The sequence below is a fragment of the Streptomyces sp. NPDC037401 genome, from assembly GCF_055602345.1.
Map to the genome: position 1 here is coordinate 1 of NZ_JBVJWO010000002.1, position 16,593 is coordinate 16,593.

12 protein-coding genes are annotated in these 16,593 nt (G+C 70.6%); 3 read left to right on the forward strand and 9 right to left on the reverse strand.

Features of this window, described 5'->3' with window-relative positions:
• Positions 1–455: 455 nt before the first annotated feature.
• From ACZ7H1_RS01540 to thyX, 3 genes are all read right to left on the reverse strand, one after another.
• Positions 456–2,141 carry a ribonuclease J gene (locus tag ACZ7H1_RS01540; RefSeq protein ID WP_470782767.1) on the reverse strand — a complete coding sequence of 562 codons (1,686 nt, stop codon included), beginning with the start codon at positions 2,139–2,141 and terminating at the stop codon, positions 456–458.
• 136 nt (positions 2,142–2,277) lie between these two features.
• A complete protein-coding gene (gene dapA, locus ACZ7H1_RS01545; protein ID WP_470782768.1) occupies positions 2,278–3,177 on the reverse strand; it encodes a 4-hydroxy-tetrahydrodipicolinate synthase in 900 nt (299 codons plus the stop codon).
• Positions 3,178–3,360: 183 nt separating this feature from the next.
• Complete coding sequence (gene thyX / locus ACZ7H1_RS01550) at positions 3,361–4,119, reverse strand: FAD-dependent thymidylate synthase (protein ID WP_470782770.1); 759 nt, start codon at positions 4,117–4,119, stop codon at positions 3,361–3,363.
• A gap of 194 nt (positions 4,120–4,313) precedes the next feature.
• Between thyX and ACZ7H1_RS01555 the strand changes: the two genes are divergently transcribed.
• Entirely contained in the window at positions 4,314–4,553 is a 240-nt protein-coding gene (locus tag ACZ7H1_RS01555; RefSeq protein ID WP_470782771.1) for a hypothetical protein, read from the forward strand.
• A gap of 96 nt (positions 4,554–4,649) precedes the next feature.
• On the forward strand, positions 4,650–5,210 hold the full coding sequence (locus ACZ7H1_RS01560) for a PH domain-containing protein (protein ID WP_470782773.1): 561 nt from the start codon (positions 4,650–4,652) through the stop codon (positions 5,208–5,210).
• Between the two features lie 59 nt (positions 5,211–5,269).
• On the opposite strand, the gene ACZ7H1_RS01565 is transcribed toward ACZ7H1_RS01560, so the two are convergent.
• The 6 genes from ACZ7H1_RS01565 to eccD all read right to left on the reverse strand — a co-directional run bounded on the left by ACZ7H1_RS01565 (position 5,270) and on the right by eccD (position 12,371).
• The gene (locus ACZ7H1_RS01565) at positions 5,270–5,728 is read right to left on the reverse strand and encodes a hypothetical protein (protein WP_470782775.1); all 459 of its coding nucleotides are present in this window, start codon (positions 5,726–5,728) and stop codon (positions 5,270–5,272) included.
• Between the two features lie 18 nt (positions 5,729–5,746).
• Complete coding sequence (gene dapB, locus ACZ7H1_RS01570; protein ID WP_470782776.1) at positions 5,747–6,499, reverse strand: 4-hydroxy-tetrahydrodipicolinate reductase; 753 nt, start codon at positions 6,497–6,499, stop codon at positions 5,747–5,749.
• Between the two features lie 28 nt (positions 6,500–6,527).
• Entirely contained in the window at positions 6,528–7,907 is a 1,380-nt protein-coding gene (locus ACZ7H1_RS01575) for a M16 family metallopeptidase (protein ID WP_470782778.1), read from the reverse strand.
• Positions 7,904–10,129: a polyribonucleotide nucleotidyltransferase gene (locus tag ACZ7H1_RS01580; protein ID WP_470783155.1), complete on the reverse strand. Its 2,226-nt coding sequence runs from the start codon at positions 10,127–10,129 to the stop codon at positions 7,904–7,906. The genes ACZ7H1_RS01575 and ACZ7H1_RS01580 overlap by 4 nt, the downstream gene beginning before the upstream one ends.
• Before the next feature lie 280 nt (positions 10,130–10,409).
• A complete protein-coding gene (gene rpsO, locus ACZ7H1_RS01585; protein WP_470782779.1) occupies positions 10,410–10,697 on the reverse strand; it encodes a 30S ribosomal protein S15 in 288 nt (95 codons plus the stop codon).
• 177 nt (positions 10,698–10,874) lie between these two features.
• Positions 10,875–12,371 (reverse strand): type VII secretion integral membrane protein EccD, encoded by a 1,497-nt coding sequence (eccD, locus tag ACZ7H1_RS01590; protein WP_470782781.1) that lies wholly within the window; start codon positions 12,369–12,371, stop codon positions 10,875–10,877.
• 179 nt (positions 12,372–12,550) lie between these two features.
• Here eccD and eccCa point away from each other — a divergent pair, with 179 nt between their 5' ends.
• On the forward strand, positions 12,551–16,537 hold the full coding sequence (gene eccCa, locus ACZ7H1_RS01595; RefSeq protein ID WP_470782783.1) for a type VII secretion protein EccCa: 3,987 nt from the start codon (positions 12,551–12,553) through the stop codon (positions 16,535–16,537).
• The last annotated feature ends 56 nt before the right edge of the window (positions 16,538–16,593 follow it).

A 16,593-nucleotide genomic window follows, 5' to 3' on the forward strand; every position in this document is an offset into this window, starting at 1 on the left:
ACGGGGTATCAACTTCTGGCGTTGATTTTTGGCACGCTGTTGAGTTCTCAAGGTGCGGACGCTTCCTTTGTACTTACCCTCGCGGGCTTTCCTCCGGGCGCTTCCTTCGTTCTTGCGTTTCCGACTCTATCAGATCTTTCCGACCCGACTTCCTCGGCGCTTTCCAGGTTCTCGCTTTCGCGTTTCCCTTTCCGGCGGTTCCAACCTTACCAGATCCTTTTCCGTGTCGTTTCCGACTTGGAATTCGAATTCCGGCGGCCGTTGGGGGCCTTTCCCTTTCGGGCGGATCAGACTTTATCAGGTTTCCCCGGTCTGTTTGTCCACCCGCTCTCGGGGCTGTCCAAGCACACAGGTGTGCTCGGGGTCCCTCCGAGGCGGAGCCGTAAACGTACTGGAGCGGGGCCCCCGGATGCAAATCCGGTTGCCCCGCTCCGGTACGGGCGCTACGGGCGAGGTCAGACCTCGACCACGACCGGGAGGATCATCGGGCGGCGGCGGTAGCCGTCGGAGACCCACTTGCCCAGCGTGCGGCGGATGAGCTGCTGCAGCTGGTGGGGCTCGGCGACGCCGTCCGCGGCGGCCTTGGCGATGGCCTCCTCGATCTTCGGGACGACCGCGGCGAACGCGGAGTCCTCGATGCCGGAGCCCCGCGCGTTGATGTTCGGGCCGCCCACGACCTTGCCGGTGGTGCTGTCCACCACGACGAAGACCGAGATGATGCCCTCGTCGCCGAGGATGCGGCGGTCCTTGAGGTGGACCTCGGTGACATCGCCGACGGAGAGGCCGTCCACGTACACGTAGCCGGCCTGGACCTTGCCGGTGATCCGGGCCTTGCCGTCGACCAGGTCGACGACCACGCCGTCCTCGGCGATCACGATGCGGTCCGCGGGGACGCCCGTCATCACACCGAGCTCTGCATTGGCGCGCAGGTGGCGCCACTCGCCGTGGACCGGCATGAGGTTCCGCGGCTTGCAGATGTTGTAGAAGTACAGCAGCTCGCCGGCGGAGGCGTGGCCCGAGACGTGGACCTTGGCGTTGCCCTTGTGGACGACGTTGGCGCCCCAGCGGGTCAGGCCGTTGATCACGCGGTAGACGGCGTTCTCGTTGCCCGGGATCAGGGACGACGCCAGGATCACGGTGTCGCCGGGGACGATCCGGATCTGGTGGTCGCGGTTGGCCATGCGGGACAGCGCGGCCATCGGCTCGCCCTGCGAGCCCGTACAGACGAGCACGACCTCGTGGTCCGGGAGGTCGTCGAGGGTCTTCACGTCGACGACGAGCCCGGCCGGGACGCGCAGGTAGCCCAGGTCACGGGCGATGCCCATGTTGCGGACCATCGAGCGGCCGACGAAGGCGACCCTGCGGCCGTACTCGTGGGCGGCGTCGAGCACCTGCTGGATGCGGTGGACGTGGCTGGCGAAGCTCGCCACGATGATCCGCTTCTGCGCACCCGCGAAAACACCGCGGATGACGTTGGAGATGTCGCGCTCCGGCGGGACGAAGCCCGGGACCTCGGCGTTCGTCGAGTCCGAGAGGAGGAGGTCGATGCCCTCCTCGCTCAGACGCGCGAAGGCGTGCAGGTCGGTCAGGCGGTTGTCCATCGGGAGCTGGTCCATCTTGAAGTCGCCGGTGGCGACCACCAGGCCCGCGGGGGTGCGGATGGCGACGGCCAGGGCGTCCGGGATGGAGTGGTTGACCGCGATGAACTCGCAGTCGAAGGGGCCGAGGTTCTCGCGCTCCCCCTCCTTCACCTCGAGGGTGTAGGGGCGGATGCGGTGCTCCTGGAGCTTCGCCTCGATCAGCGCGAGGGTCAGCTTGGACCCGATCAGCGGGATGTCCGGCTTCTCCCGCAGGAGGTACGGAACGGCGCCGATGTGGTCCTCGTGGCCGTGCGTGAGCACGATGCCCTCGATGTCGTCGAGCCGGTCCCTGATGGACGAGAAGTCCGGCAGGATCAGGTCGATGCCCGGCTGCTCCTCTTCCGGGAAGAGGACGCCGCAGTCGACGATCAGAAGCCTGCCGTCGAACTCGAAGACGGTCATGTTGCGGCCGATTTCACCGAGGCCACCCAGGGGGGTGACGCGCAGGCCGCCCTTGGGCAGCTTCGGCGGCGGGCCGAGTTCCGGATGCGGATGGCTCAAAGTCTCTCCTCACCACACGCGCCACGTACCTCAGGAGGCACGTGGCGCGCATGACATTCGTGCACTTGCTGTTGTCTGGATCGAGCTGTTCTTTTGTCGTGCTTCGGTGGTGCTTGTTCAGTTGTGAAGTCTGGTGTCAGAGCTGTACCCCGCCGGCGGCGAGGTCCATCTTGAGCTGCGCGGTTTCCTCGTCGCTCAGGCCGATGAGGGGCAGCCGCAGCGGTCCGGCGGGCAGCCCCTGGAGGCTCAGGGCGGCCTTGGTGGTCATCACGCCCTGGGTGCGGAACATGCCGGTGAAGACCGGGAGCAGCTTCTGGTGGATCTCGGTGGCCTTCTGGACGTCACCGCTGAGGTGGGCGTCCAGCATGCTGCGGAGGTCGCCGCTGACCAGGTGGCCGACGACCGAGACGAAGCCGACGGCTCCGACGGAGAGCAGCGGGAGGTTCAGCATGTCGTCGCCGGAGTACCAGGCGAGACCGCTGCGGGCGATGGCCCAGCTGGCACGGCCGAGGTCGCCCTTGGCGTCCTTGTTGGCGACGATCCGCGGGTGCTCGGCGAGGCGGACGAGCGTCTCGGTCTCGATCGGGACGCCGGTGCGGCCGGGGATGTCGTAGAGCATGACCGGCAGGCCGGTCGCGTCGGCGACGGCGGTGAAGTGGCGGTACAGGGCTTCCTGCGGGGGCTTGCTGTAGTAGGGCGTCACGGCCAGGAGGCCGTGCGCGCCGGTCCGCTCGGCCTCGCGGGCGAGCTCGAGCGTGTGGCGGGTGTCGTTGGTGCCGATGCCGGCGACGACGTGGGCGCGGTCTCCGACCGCTTCGAGTACGGCTCGTACGAGGTCGTTTTTCTCCGCGTCGCTGGTGGTGGGGGACTCGCCGGTGGTCCCGTTGACGATCAGGCCGTCGTTGCCTGCGTCCACCAGATGGGCAGCGAGTCGCTGCGCGCCGTCAAGGTCGAGTGCGCCGTCCGCCGTGAAAGGCGTGATCATGGCGGTGAGGACCCGCCCGAAGGGGGTCTGCGGAGTGGAGATCGGAGCCATGGGTAACACGCTACTCGCTGCTCTGCTCGCGGTGTCCCCTCGGGGGATGTGAAGACGGTGTTGGAGCCCGGCACTGCCTGCTCGGGGGTTCAAGCAGTGCCGGGTCCGTTTGATCAGCCTAGATGAACTTTACGAAACGCCGCAATACGGACACTTCGGCTGATGTCGCCGTACACGCGTGCGCTACGGCGCGACGCGGCCGTTCGCGTTGTACGCGGCGTACGTGAGCGGCATCAAGCCGGCCCAGTGCTGCTCCATCTTCTCGCCCACCATTTCGATCTCCCGCTGTGGGAACGACGGCACCTTCGCCAGCTCGTGCTGGGTGCGCAGGCCGAGGAAATGCATCAGCGAGCGGGCGTTGCAGGTGGCGTACATCGAGGAGAACAGGCCGACGGGGAGCACCGAACGGGCGACCTCGCGGGCCACGCCCGCCGCCAGCATCTCCTGGTAGGCGTCGTACGCCTGGCGGTACGAGTCCTCCATGACGCGGCCGGTCAGCTCCTGCTGCGCCTGGGTGCCCTCGACGAAGACGTACTTGCCCGGGCGGCCCTCCTGGACGAGCTTTCGCTCGGCGTCCGGAACGTAGAACACCGGCTCCAGCTCGCGGTAGCGACCGGATTCCTCGTTGTAGGACCAGCCCACGCGGTGCCGCATGAACTCGCGGAACACGAAGATCGGGGCGCTGATGAAGAACGTCATCGAGTTGTGCTCGAAGGGGCTGCCGTGGCGGTCCCGCATCAGGTAGTTGATGAGGCCCTTGGAGCGCTCGGGGTCCTTCTGGAGCTCCTCCAGGGACTGCTCGCCGGCCGTCGACACACGGGCCGCCCACAGCACGTCCGAGTCGGCGGCCGAGTGCTTCACCAGCTCGACGGTGACATCGCTGCGGAAGCTGGGTTTCAGGTCGGGTGCGGGGGTCTCGCTCACCGGCGGGGGTCCTTCCATTCGCGTCGCACGTGCGGCGCTCACTCTACGTCGCCCCCATGACATCGCCGCACAGCAGACTCAAGGCACGAACTTTGGCTAATCTGCCGAAATCCGGCACCGATTGGGCCTTCCGTGCGTCTGACCCAGTAGCAACGCGATGCACATCCGCACCCGTCCCCTCCGGGGGCGCAGTCATGAGGAGGGTTCCCTTCATGTTCCGCCGGCGCGAGCCTGTCCCGTTCGCCTTCGTCGCCGAGGCCGACCGTTTCCGCAGTAACGTCACTCCCCCGCCGCGCGAGCGTCTGAGCAAGACTCAGATCGCCGCCCGTAGTCTGGTCGGGCTCACAGTGGTGTCCGGCCTCGTCGGCGCCTTGCTCTTCGGGATGCCCGCCCTCCAGCCGCACCAGGCGGCCGGGAAGGCCCAGCAGTCCGAGGCGACGGACGGTCGCTGACCCGTCCGGGCCCCTGGGGTGGAAGGCCGTCACCGGGCTGGATAGCCTCACGTGGCACACAGCCCGACCGAATGTGCATGTGAGTGAGGATCAGCCGTGCCCCTGCCCTTTCTGACGGCGGACAGCGCATTCGACGCGCAAGACGACGACTCCGCGCTGCCGTACCACGACCACGAGCGCTGGCGGCGCCCCTACCGGCCCGGCCCCTGGCGGGTCGCCGCGAGCGCGCTGCTGCTGCTCCTGGCGTCGTTCATGCTGCTGGCCGTCATGATCATCGCGTTCGCCGGGGAGATCCTCGGCGCCGGACTCTGCCTGGCCGCGTCCGCCCTCGTGGTCGGCGGCGCGCTGCGGCTGCTGCGGATGGGCGTCTGGGTGAGCCCCCGGGGGCTGCGCCGGGTCGCCTTCTTCAGGACGCGGACGTACGCCTGGGGCGAGGTCGCCGAGGTGCGTACGGTCCAGCAGCCGGTGCGCTGGCTGGGCCTGCCGCGGACGGTGCAGGGCCAGGCCCTGACGATGACCGCGCGCGGTCGTGAGCAGCGGGAGCCGCTGCTCACCGACCACAACGCGGACTTCCTGTCCCGGACCGAGGCCTTCGACCGGGCCGCCGACGTGCTGGCTGCCTGGGCCGCCGAGCGCGGTCCGGCACACGTCGGCTGACCCCCGGGGCGCGCCGAGCCCCCGCAGAGCCCCTGAGCGCCTCCGGAAGCCCGTACGGATCAGATCCGTACGGGCTTCTGCGCGTGCGCATGAAGGGCGATGGCGCGCTGCATGGCCTTGCGGGCCCGGGGGGTGTCCCGGGCGTCGTGGTAGGCGACGGCGAGCCGGAACCAGGTGCGCCAGTCGTTCGGCGCGTCCTCGGTCTCGGCCTTGCGGCGCGCGAAGACCTCGTCGGCGGAGTCGCGGACGATGCGTCCGTACTCGTCGCGGGCGAGCTCGTCGACGGGCAGTCCGCCCTCGGCCTCCAGCTCGGTCGCGAGCTGGTTGGCCCGGGTGACGAAGCGGGTGTTCTGCCACAGGAACCAGATGCCGACGACCGGCAGGATCAGCACGGCCACACCGAAGGTGACGGTGAGCCAGGTGCCCTGGCGGATCAGCAGCAGGCCCCGGCTGCCGGCCAGGACGAAGTAGACGACCAGGACGGCGGCCGTGAGGAAGTACGTGATCTTCGCGCGCATGGGGGTGTTACTGCCTGCTCAGCCGAGGTCGAGGAAGTGTTCCAGGCCGAAGGTGAGGCCCGGGGTCTGCACCACGCGGCGCGCACCGAGCAGGACGCCCGGCATGAAGCTGCGGTGGTGCAGGGAGTCGTGACGGATGGTCAGGGTCTCCCCCTCGCCGCCGAGCAGCACCTCCTGGTGGGCCAGCAGGCCCGCCAGGCGGATGGCGTGCACGCGCACGCCGTCCACGTCCGCGCCGCGCGCGCCGTCGAGGGCGGTGGCCGTGGCGTCGGGCTGCGGGGCGCAGCCTGCCTTCGACCGGGCCTCGGCGATCAGCTGGGCGGTGCGGGTGGCCGTGCCGGACGGGGCGTCGACCTTGTGGGGGTGGTGCAGCTCGACGACCTCGACGGACTCGAAGTAGCGCGCGGCCTGGGCCGCGAACTTCATCGTGAGCACGGCGCCGATGGAGAAGTTCGGAGCGATGAGCACACCGGTCGCGGGCGAGCCCGCGAGCCAGGTGTTCAGCTGCGCGAGGCGGTCCTCGGTCCAGCCGGTGGTGCCGACGACGGCGTGGATGCCGTGGCGGACGCAGAAGTCGAGGTTCCCCATCACGGAGGCGGGGGTGGTCAGCTCGACCGCGACCTGGGCGCCGGTCTCGACCAGCGCCTCCAGGCGGTCGCCGCGGCCGAGAGCCGCGACCAGTTCCATGTCCTCGGCGGCCTCGACGGCCTTGACGGCCTCGGAGCCGATCCGGCCCTGGGCGCCGAGGACGGCCACGCGCAGCTTGCTCATGTCTTCGCTTCCTTAGGTGCGTACGGAACTAGGCGACCGCTTCGTCCAGGCGGGCGACCTGCTTCTCCTTGAGCGGGCCGATGACCGAGAGCGAGGGACGCTGGGCCAGTACATCCTGTGCGACGGCGCGGACGTCGTCCGGGGTCACCGCCGCGATGCTGGTCAGCATGTCGTCGACGGACATCTGGGTGCCCCAGCACAGCTCGCTCTTGCCGATGCGGTTCATCAGGGCGCCGGTGTCCTCGAGGCCGAGGACGGTGGAGCCGGAGAGCTGGCCGATGGCGCGGCTGATCTCCTCGTCGGTCAGACCGTCCGAGGCGACCTTGTCGAGCTCGTCGCGGCAGATCTTCAGGACGTCGTGCACCTGGTTCGGGCGGCAGCCCGCGTACACGCCGAAGAGGCCGCAGTCGGCGAAGCCCGAGGTGTACGAGTACACGCTGTAGGCGAGGCCGCGCTTCTCCCGGACCTCCTGGAAGAGGCGGGAGGACATGCCGCCGCCGAGGGCGGTGTTCAGCACCCCCAGGGCCCAGCGGCGCTCGTCGGTGCGGGCGAGGCCGGGCATGCCGAGGACCACGTGGGCCTGCTCGGTCTTGCGGCCCAGCATCTCGACGCGGCCGGCGGTGCGCAGGGTGCGGGTGCCGGTGCGCGGCTCGACGGGGACGGCGTCCGTGCGGGTCAGGGCGCCGGCCTTCTCGAAGGCGGCGCGGACCTGGCGGACGACCTTGGCGTGGTCGACGTTGCCTGCGGCGGCGACGACCAGGTGGGTCGGGTCGTAGTGCTTCTTGTAGAAGCGCGCGATCTGGTCGCGGCTGAGCGCGTTGATCGTGTCGACCGTGCCGAGGACCGGGCGGCCCAGGGGGGTGTCGCCGAGCATCGTGTGCGCGAACAGGTCGTGCACGCAGTCGCCCGGGTCGTCCTCGGTCATCGCGATCTCTTCGAGGATGACGCCGCGCTCGGCGTCGACGTCGGATTCGAGGATCAGCGAGCCGGTGAGCATGTCACAGACGACGTCGATGGCCAGCGGCAGGTCGGTGTCGAGGACCCGCGCGTAGTAGCACGTGTACTCCTTCGCCGTGAAGGCGTTCATCTCGCCGCCGACCGCGTCGATCGCGGACGAGATGTCGAGGGCGCTGCGCTTCTTCGTGCCCTTGAAGAGGAGGTGCTCCAGGTAGTGCGTGGCGCCGTTGAGCGTCGGGGTCTCGTCGCGGGACCCGACGTGGGCCCAGATGCCGAAGGTCGCGGACCGGACGGAGGGCAGCGTCTCGGTGACGATGCGCAGGCCGCCGGGGAGGGTCGTACGGCGGACCGTGCCGATGCCGTCACGGCCCTGGAGGAGGGTTTGGGTACGGGCGACGGCCCGCCCCTCCGAAGAGGGGCGGGCCGTCACACGGGAACTACGCGACGTCACTTGTCGGAGTCGTCCTTGTTCTCGTCGGCGTCGGCGTCGGTCTCGCCCTCGACCACGGGGATCAGGGAGAGCTTGCCGCGCTGGTCGATCTCGGCGATCTCGACCTGGACCTTGGAGCCGACCGCGAGCACGTCTTCGACGTTCTCCACGCGCTTGCCACCGGCGAGCTTGCGGATCTGCGAGATGTGCAGCAGGCCGTCCTTGCCCGGGAGCAGGGAGACGAAGGCACCGAAGGTGGTGGTCTTGACGACCGTGCCCAGGTAGCGCTCGCCGACCTCCGGCATGGTCGGGTTGGCGATGCCGTTGATCGTGGCGCGGGCGGCCTCGGCGGCCGGGCCGTCGGCGGCACCGATGTAGATGGTGCCGTCGTCCTCGATCGTGATCTCGGCGCCGGTGTCCTCCTGGATCTGGTTGATCATCTTGCCCTTGGGGCCGATGACCTCGCCGATCTTGTCCACGGGGATCTTGACGGTGATGATCCGCGGGGCGTTCGGGGACATCTCGTCCGGCGTGTCGATCGCTTCCATCATCACGTCGAGGATGTGGAGGCGGGCGTCGCGGGCCTGGGTGAGGGCCGCGGCCAGCACGGAGGCCGGGATGCCGTCCAGCTTGGTGTCGAGCTGGAGGGCGGTCACGAACTCCTTGGTGCCGGCGACCTTGAAGTCCATGTCGCCGAAGGCGTCCTCCGCACCGAGGATGTCGGTGAGGGCGACGTAGTGGGTCTTGCCGTCGATCTCCTGGGAGATCAGGCCCATGGCGATGCCGGCGACGGGGGCCTTGAGGGGCACACCGGCGTTCAGCAGCGACATGGTCGAGGCGCAGACCGAACCCATGGACGTCGAGCCGTTGGAGCCGAGGGCCTCGGACACCTGGCGGATCGCGTAGGGGAACTCCTCGCGCGTCGGCAGGACCGGCACGATCGCGCGCTCGGCGAGCGCGCCGTGGCCGATCTCGCGGCGCTTCGGGGAGCCGACGCGGCCGGTCTCGCCGACGGAGTACGGCGGGAAGTTGTAGTTGTGCATGTAGCGCTTGCGGGTCACCGGCGAGAGGGTGTCCAGCTGCTGCTCCATGCGGAGCATGTTGAGGGTGGTGACGCCCAGGATCTGGGTCTCGCCACGCTCGAACAGCGCCGAGCCGTGCACGCGCGGGATGGCCTCGACCTCGGCGGCGAGGGTACGGATGTCCGTGAGCCCGCGGCCGTCGATGCGGACCTTGTCCTTGATGACGCGCTCGCGCACCAGGGCCTTGGTCAGGCTGCGGTAGGCGGCGGAGATCTCCTTCTCCCGGCCTTCGAAGGCCGGGAGGAGCTTCTCGGCGGCGAGCTCCTTGACGCGGTCGAGCTCGGCCTCGCGGTCCTGCTTGCCCGGGACGGTCAGCGCCTGGGACAGCTCGCCCTTGACGGCGGCCGCGAGGGCCTCGTACACGTCGTCCTGGTAGTCCAGGAAGACCGGGAACTCGCCCTCGGGCTTGGCGGCCTTGGCGGCCAGGTCGGCCTGGGCCTTGCAGAGGACCTTGATGAACGGCTTCGCGGCGTCGAGGCCCGCGGCGACGATCTCCTCGGTCGGCGCCTCGGCGCCGCCCTTGACGAGGGCGATGGTCTTCTCGGTGGCCTCGGCCTCGACCATCATGATCGCGACGTCGCCGTCCTCCAGGACGCGGCCCGCGACCACCATGTCGAAGACGGCGTCCTCGAGCTCGGTGTGCGTCGGGAAGGCGACCCACTGGCCGCGGATCAGCGCGACGCGGACGCCGCCGATCGGGCCGGAGAAGGGCAGGCCGGCCAGCTGGGTGGACGCGGACGCGGCGTTGATCGCGACGACGTCGTACAGGTGGTCGGGGTTGAGGGCCATGATCGTCGCGACGACCTGGATCTCGTTGCGCAGGCCCTTCTTGAAGGACGGGCGCAGCGGGCGGTCGATCAGGCGGCAGGTGAGGATCGCGTCCTCGGAGGGGCGGCCTTCGCGACGGAAGAAGGAGCCGGGGATCTTGCCGGCTGCGTACTGCCGCTCCTCGACGTCCACCGTGAGGGGGAAGAAGTCGAGCTGGTCCTTGGGCTTCTTCGACGCGGTGGTGGCGGACAGCACCATCGTGTCGTCGTCCAGGTAGGCAACGGCGGAGCCGGCGGCCTGGCGGGCCAGACGGCCCGTCTCGAAGCGGATGGTGCGGGTGCCGAAGGAGCCGTTGTCAATGACGGCCTCGGCGTAGTGGGTCTCGTTCTCCACTAGCGTTTTCTCCATTTTCGTCGTCTCCGTCCTCCACCCGTGTGGCGGGGGACGGTTTCGGAGAAGCGCCGCGTGCTGGCCGGTCTTCGATCGAAGCACCCGGTGCGGGGCCCGGAACGGGCTCTCCGGGTGCCACTACCGAGGACCGGCGGCGTAACGGAGGGCGCTCCTCCTCTTCAGTTGTGCACGTGAGACCAGACTACAAAGCGTCCGGTACGTCCCGCACGTACAGCAAAGGGAGCGGCCCCCTGGATGTGGGAACCGCTCCCTTCACAGCGTCTTACTTGGCGCCGGCAGCACCGCGGCGGATGCCCAGGCGCTCGACCAGGATGCGGAAGCGCGCGATGTCCTTCTTGGCCAGGTACTGGAGCAGGCGGCGACGCTGACCGACCAGGATCAGCAGACCACGACGGGAGTGGTGGTCGTGCTTGTGGGCCTTGAGGTGCTCGGTGAGGTCCGAGATCCGGCGGGAGAGCATCGCGACCTGGACCTCGGGGGAGCCGGTGTCGCCCTCCTTGGTACCGAACTCGGCGATGATCTGCTTCTTCGTGGCGGTGTCAAGCGGCACGTGCACTCCTCGTGAGGTATTCGTGGCCACCGAGTGCCTCAGGTCTACGTCTCTGAGGAGCTTCTGTTACTCGGGAGGCGGGTCCGCTGGGCGCAGCTCCCGGGGAATCCGGGAACGCGTACACAAACGGCCGTCACACAGCGTACCAGCCCCCGGGACGGGCCCGCCGCCGGTTTCTCAGCCGGTGAGCGAGCGGGCCGCGGAATAGACGTCGAGCACGGCCAGGCACAGGGGGACCAGGCTGAGCAGCACGGCGGCCTCGGTGAGGTCGAGCAGGCGGCCCCAGAAGGGTGACAGACCCTTGCGGGGGATGACCAGCCCGATGGTGGTGAGCAGGGCCGCACCGAGGGCGACGGCGGCGGTGAGCCAGATCGTACGGATGTCCAGGCCGGCCCGGTCGCCGTGGAGCAGGAGGTCCCGCAGCAGGTCGGCGGGCGGGTTCAGGGAGAGGCCGAGGATCAGCAGGCCCACCGAGGCGAGGCCCGCGGTCAGGGCGCAGGCGACCTGGGAGGTGTACCGGAAGAGCCGGGCGCGCAGCAGCATGGCCAGGCCGGCGGCGAGGGCGAGGAGCTTGCCCCAGGTGTTGTCGGAGAAGCCGAGGACGGCGGCGGAGCCGACGACGACGGCGCAGCTGCCGCCGACGAGGCCGAGGAGCATCTCGTGGCCGCGTCGGGCCTGGGCGGCGATCAGCTCCGAGTCGACGGGGGCGGCCGCTGCCTCTGCGTGCCCGGTGCGCTGCTCGCCGTAGGGCTCGGGCTCGGCGGTGTCGTAGACCTCGGCGGCGCTGTGCGGGGCGGCGTAGCCGATGGGCAGCCGGGCGAAGCGGACGGAGAGGCCGGGGAGGAAGGCGACGAGCCCGATGGCGGCGGGGGCGCAGACCGCGGCGGCCGCGGTGGCGGAGGCCTCGGTGACGATCGCCAGGAACGTGGCGAGGGCGCCGACGGCGGAGAGGAAGGTCGCCGCGACGAAGGGGGCGTCGCCGCTGGGCGTGAGGGCGGTCAGGGCGACGGACGCCGTCAGCACGCAGACGCAGCCGAGGAGGAACTGCAGGCGGCCGGGTCCCTCCCCGGCGCCCGCGGCGACGATCCCGGAGCCGGCGATCAGCAGGTGCGGGAGGGCGCCGAGGCCGAGGGCCACGGCGGAGGCACGGTCCTTGTAGACGCGGGCGCGGACTCCGGCCCAGGCGGTGAGCAGGAGGCCGGCGGCTCCGGCGATGACGCCGGGCAGCCCGTGCATGTCGTGGTGCACGGGGTCGGCGTACCAGAGGACGAAGCCCATCAGGACGAGCAGCAGGACGGCTCCGCTGAGGCCGGCGCCGCGGAGCATCTCGTCGCTCCAGCGGTGCCGGTCGCGGACGACTGCGGAGGCGACGGCGTCGGAGACGTCGTCGAAGACCGCGGGCGGCAGCGATTCGGCGAAGGGGCGCAGGCTGAGCACCTCGCCGTCGAGGACCTGCTGGGCGGCGAGGGTGCGGGCGCCGTCGAGGACGCGGCCGTCGCGGCGGACCAGGTGGTAGCCGGTCGGTGCGCCGACGGGCTGGGTCTGGCCGGTGAGGCGCAGGAGTTCGGGGTGGACGTCGGCCACGGCGATGTCCTCGGGGAGGGCGACGTCGATGCGGCTGTCCGGAGCCACGACGGTGACTCTGCAGAAACCGGTGGCTGCGGCCGTACTCACCTTTGGTGACCCCCTCGTTCGCGGTTGCGCATGGTGCGTGCGCGGTTGGTGCGCGCGCCACCCTACCGGGCGGCCGTACGACGGTCGGCAAGTAGGATCTCCAGCGCGCGGAGGGGAGACCGCCACCGCGGGGGCGCCGGCCCGGTCGTCCCGTCCGTTTTCGAGGGATTGATGCTCCGGTGAGCCAGATCGTCGTCAAGCGCCCGCCGCGGTCGCTGCCGCCCGAAGTACCTTCGGACGACCTGAGACTTGAGGCTCCGCCAGAGCTTCCGCGCGGGCAGCAGGAGGGGATGCTCCTCCAGCTCCTGCCCATGCTGGGCATGGGGTCGTCGGTCGTCTTCTTCTTCATCTCGCCGGCGCCGTTCATGCGCATCATGGGCGCGATCATGCTGCTCTCCACGGTGGCGATGGTGATCGCGCAGATCATGCGCTTCCGCCGCGGTACGCAGGGGCAAATGGCCGATGTGCGGCGGGACTACCTCAAGTACCTGGCGCAGACGCGGCGTCAGGTGCGGCGGACGGCGCGGGCGCAGCGGGACGCGCAGCTGTATCTGCACCCGGCACCTGAGCAGTTGTGGTCGGTGGTCGCCGAGGGTTCGCGGGTGTGGGAGCGGCGGGTCGGCGACGCCGACTTCGGGCAGGCCCGGCTGGGGCTGGGCGCGCAGCGGCTGGCCACGCCGCTGGTGGCGCCGGACACGGCGCCGGTCGACGAGCTGGAGCCGCTGACCGCGGGGGCGATGCAGCGGTTCCTGGCGGTGCACTCGTACCTCGACGGCCTGCCGGTGGCGGTGTCGATGCGGGCGTTCTACCACGTGATGGTGGCGGGCGACGGCCGTGATGCGGAGGCCGCGCGGGGGACGGCGCGGGCGCTGGTGGCGCAGCTGGTGACGCTGCACTCCCCCGAGGACCTGGTGGTGGCCGTGGTGGCCGCGCCGGGTGCGGCCCCCTCCTGGGACTGGACGAAGTGGCTGCCCCACGCGCAGGTGCCGGGACAGGTCGACGGGGCGGGCTCCAGGCGGCTGTTCGGCGACGACCTCGGGGAGCTTGAGGCGCTGCTCGGCGGACGCCTGGACGGCCGGCCGCGGTTCAGCCGGGACGTGCAGCCGGTGCTGGACCAGCCGCACGTGGTGGTGGTCCTCGACGGCGGGAGCGTGCCGCCGGATTCGGTGTTCGCCGCGGCCGAGGGGCTGCAGGGCGTGACGATCGTCGAGGTGGTGCCGGGCGAGCCGGAGGACGCCCAGCGCCACACCGGCGAGCTGCCGGGGCGCGGCGGGCTGTCGGTCGTGGTGCGGCCCGGCCGGCTGCTGCTGGCGTCGGGCGGCGGTGTCGCGTACGAGGGACGGCCGGACTTCCTGTCGCTGCCGGCGGCGGAGGCGCTGGCCCGGCAGCTGGCGCCGCTGCGCACGGGCGGCGGCGACGAGGAGGAACCGCTGCTGGCGAACCTGGACTTCACGGATCTGCTGAACCTCGGCGACGCGGCTTCGGTGGACGTGGCGCGCACCTGGCGGCCGCGGTCGGCCGGCGAGCGGCTGCGGGTGCCGATCGGCGTGGGCGAGGACGGCGCGCCGGTGATGCTGGACCTCAAGGAGGCGGCGCAGGAGGGCATGGGGCCGCACGGGCTGTGCGTGGGTGCGACGGGTTCCGGCAAGTCGGAGCTGCTGCGCACGCTGGTCCTGGGTCTCGCGGTCACGCACACGTCGGAGACGCTGAACTTCGTCCTCGCGGACTTCAAGGGCGGTGCGACGTTCACGGGGATGTCGCAGATGCCGCACGTGGCCGCGGTCATCACGAACCTGGCCGACGACCTGACGCTCGTGGACCGCATGGGCGACTCGATCCGCGGCGAGCTCCAGCGCCGTCAGGAGCTGCTGCGGTCGGCGGGCAACTACGCCAACATCCACGACTACGAGAAGGCCCGGGCGGCCGGTGCGCCGCTGGAGCCGCTGGCTTCGCTGGTGCTGGTCATCGACGAGTTCAGCGAGCTGCTGACGGCGAAGCCCGACTTCATCGACATGTTCATCCAGATCGGCCGGATCGGCCGTTCGCTGGGCGTGCACCTGTTGCTGGCGTCGCAGCGCCTGGAGGAGGGCAAGCTCCGCGGCCTGGACACGTACCTGTCGTACCGGATCGGTCTGCGGACCTTCTCGGCGGCGGAGTCGCGCACGGCGATCGGGGTGCCGGACGCCTACCACCTGCCGTCGGTGCCGGGTTCGGGCTATCTCAAGTTCGGCACGGACGAGATGACCCGCTTCAAGGCGGCGTACGTCTCGGGTGCGTACCGCTCGGGCGGGCCCGACCTGTCGGTGGGGCAGTTCCCGGTGGAGCGGCGGCCCGCGCTGTTCACGGCGGCCCCGGTGCCGGTGGTGTACGCGGCTCCCGACCCGGCGTACCTGGCGGCGCAGTCGGTGCGCGAGGACGACGCGCTGGCCGACACGGTGCTCGACGTGATCGTGCAGCGGCTGGAGGGGCAGGGCGTGCCCGCGCACCAGGTGTGGCTGCCGCCGCTGGACGAGGCGCCGCCGCTGGACCAGCTGCTGCCTGCGCTGGCGCCGTCGGCGGAGCGCGGGCTGCACGCGGACGGGTACACCCGGCCCGGCGGCCTGGTCGTGCCGCTGGGGCTCATCGACAAACCGTTCGAACAGCGCCGGGAGGTGCTGTACCGGGACTTCTCCGGGGCGGCGGGCCATCTGCTGGTGGTGGGCGGCCCGCAGTCCGGCAAGTCCACGCTGCTGCGGACGCTGGTGTCGGCGTTCGCGCTCACGCACACCCCGCGCGAGGTTCAGTTCTACGGCCTGGACTTCGGCGGTGGCGGGCTGGCGGCCGTGCAGGACCTGCCGCACGTGGGCGGGGTGGCCTCGCGGCTGGATCCGGAGCGGGTGCGCCGTACGGTCGCGGAGGTCGCCGGGGTGCTCAACCGGCGCGAGGAGTTCTTCCGCGCGCACGGCATCGACTCGATGGCGACGTACCGGCGGCGGCGAGCTTCCGGCGAGCTTCCGGGAGAGGTATTCGGCGACGTCTTCCTGCTGGTCGACGGCTGGGGGGCGTTCCGGACCGACTACGACCACCTGGAGCCGGTCGTCGCGGACATCGCGGCGCGCGGGCTCGGCTACGGCATCCACGTGGTGCTGACCGCCTCCCGCTACATGGAGGTCCGGGCGGCCCTGAAGGACCAGATCCTGGGGCGGCTGGAGCTGCGGCTCGGCGACGTCATGGACAGCGAGTTCGACCGCAAGGTGGCGGCGAACGTCCCGCAGGGCGCACCGGGCCGCGGTCAGGTGCCGGAGAAGCTGCACTTCATGGCGGCGCTGCCGCGGGTGGACGCCCGCCCGGGCGCGGAGGACCTGTCCCAGGCCACGGCGGCGTTCGTGGAGTCCGTACGGGCGAACTGGGCCGGTCCGGGCGCGCCCGCGGTGCGGCTGCTGCCGCGCAAGCTGCCGGCCGACCAGCTGCCGAAGGGCTTCGAGTACCCGCAGTACGGCATCGCGATCGGCATCGACGAGACGAACCTGGAGCCGGTGTTCGTCGACTTCGAGACGGATCCGTTCTTCCTCGTCTTCGGCGAGAGCGAGTCGGGCAAGACGGCGCTGCTGCGGCTGATCGCCAAGCAGCTGACCGAGCGGTACACCCCGGACCAGGCGCGGATCGTGGTGGGCGACTACCGACGGACCATGCTGGAGGCGGTGGCGCCCTCGCACCTGCTGGAGTACGCGCCGATGGCCTCGGCCATGGAGATGCACATGGAGGCGGTGGGCACGGTCATGGGGCGGCGGGCGCCGAAGGCGGACGTCACCCCGCAGCAGCTGCGCGACCGCAGCTGGTGGACGGGCCCGCAGCTGTTCGTGATCGTCGACGACTACGAACTGGTCGCGGCCGGTGCCGGCAATCCGCTGGCCGCGCTGGTGGAGCAGCTGCCGTTCGCGCGGGACGTGGGCATCCGCTTCATCATCGCGCGCAGTTCGGCGGGAGCCTCGCGGGCCGCGTACGAGCCGTTCATGCAGCGGCTCAAGGAGCTGGGCGCGCAGGGCGTGGTGCTCTCCGGCGACCGCAACGAGGGCGACATCCTGGGCAGTGTCCGGGCCCGTCCGATGCCGCCGGGCCGCGGCACGTTCGTCTCGCGCAAGCGGGGTACGCCGCTGGTCCAGCTGGGCTGGCTCCCGGACCGGTAGGTGGCGCGGCGGGCGGGGAAGTACGATGCCGGACAAGGCTGTTCGTACTGCCCGCA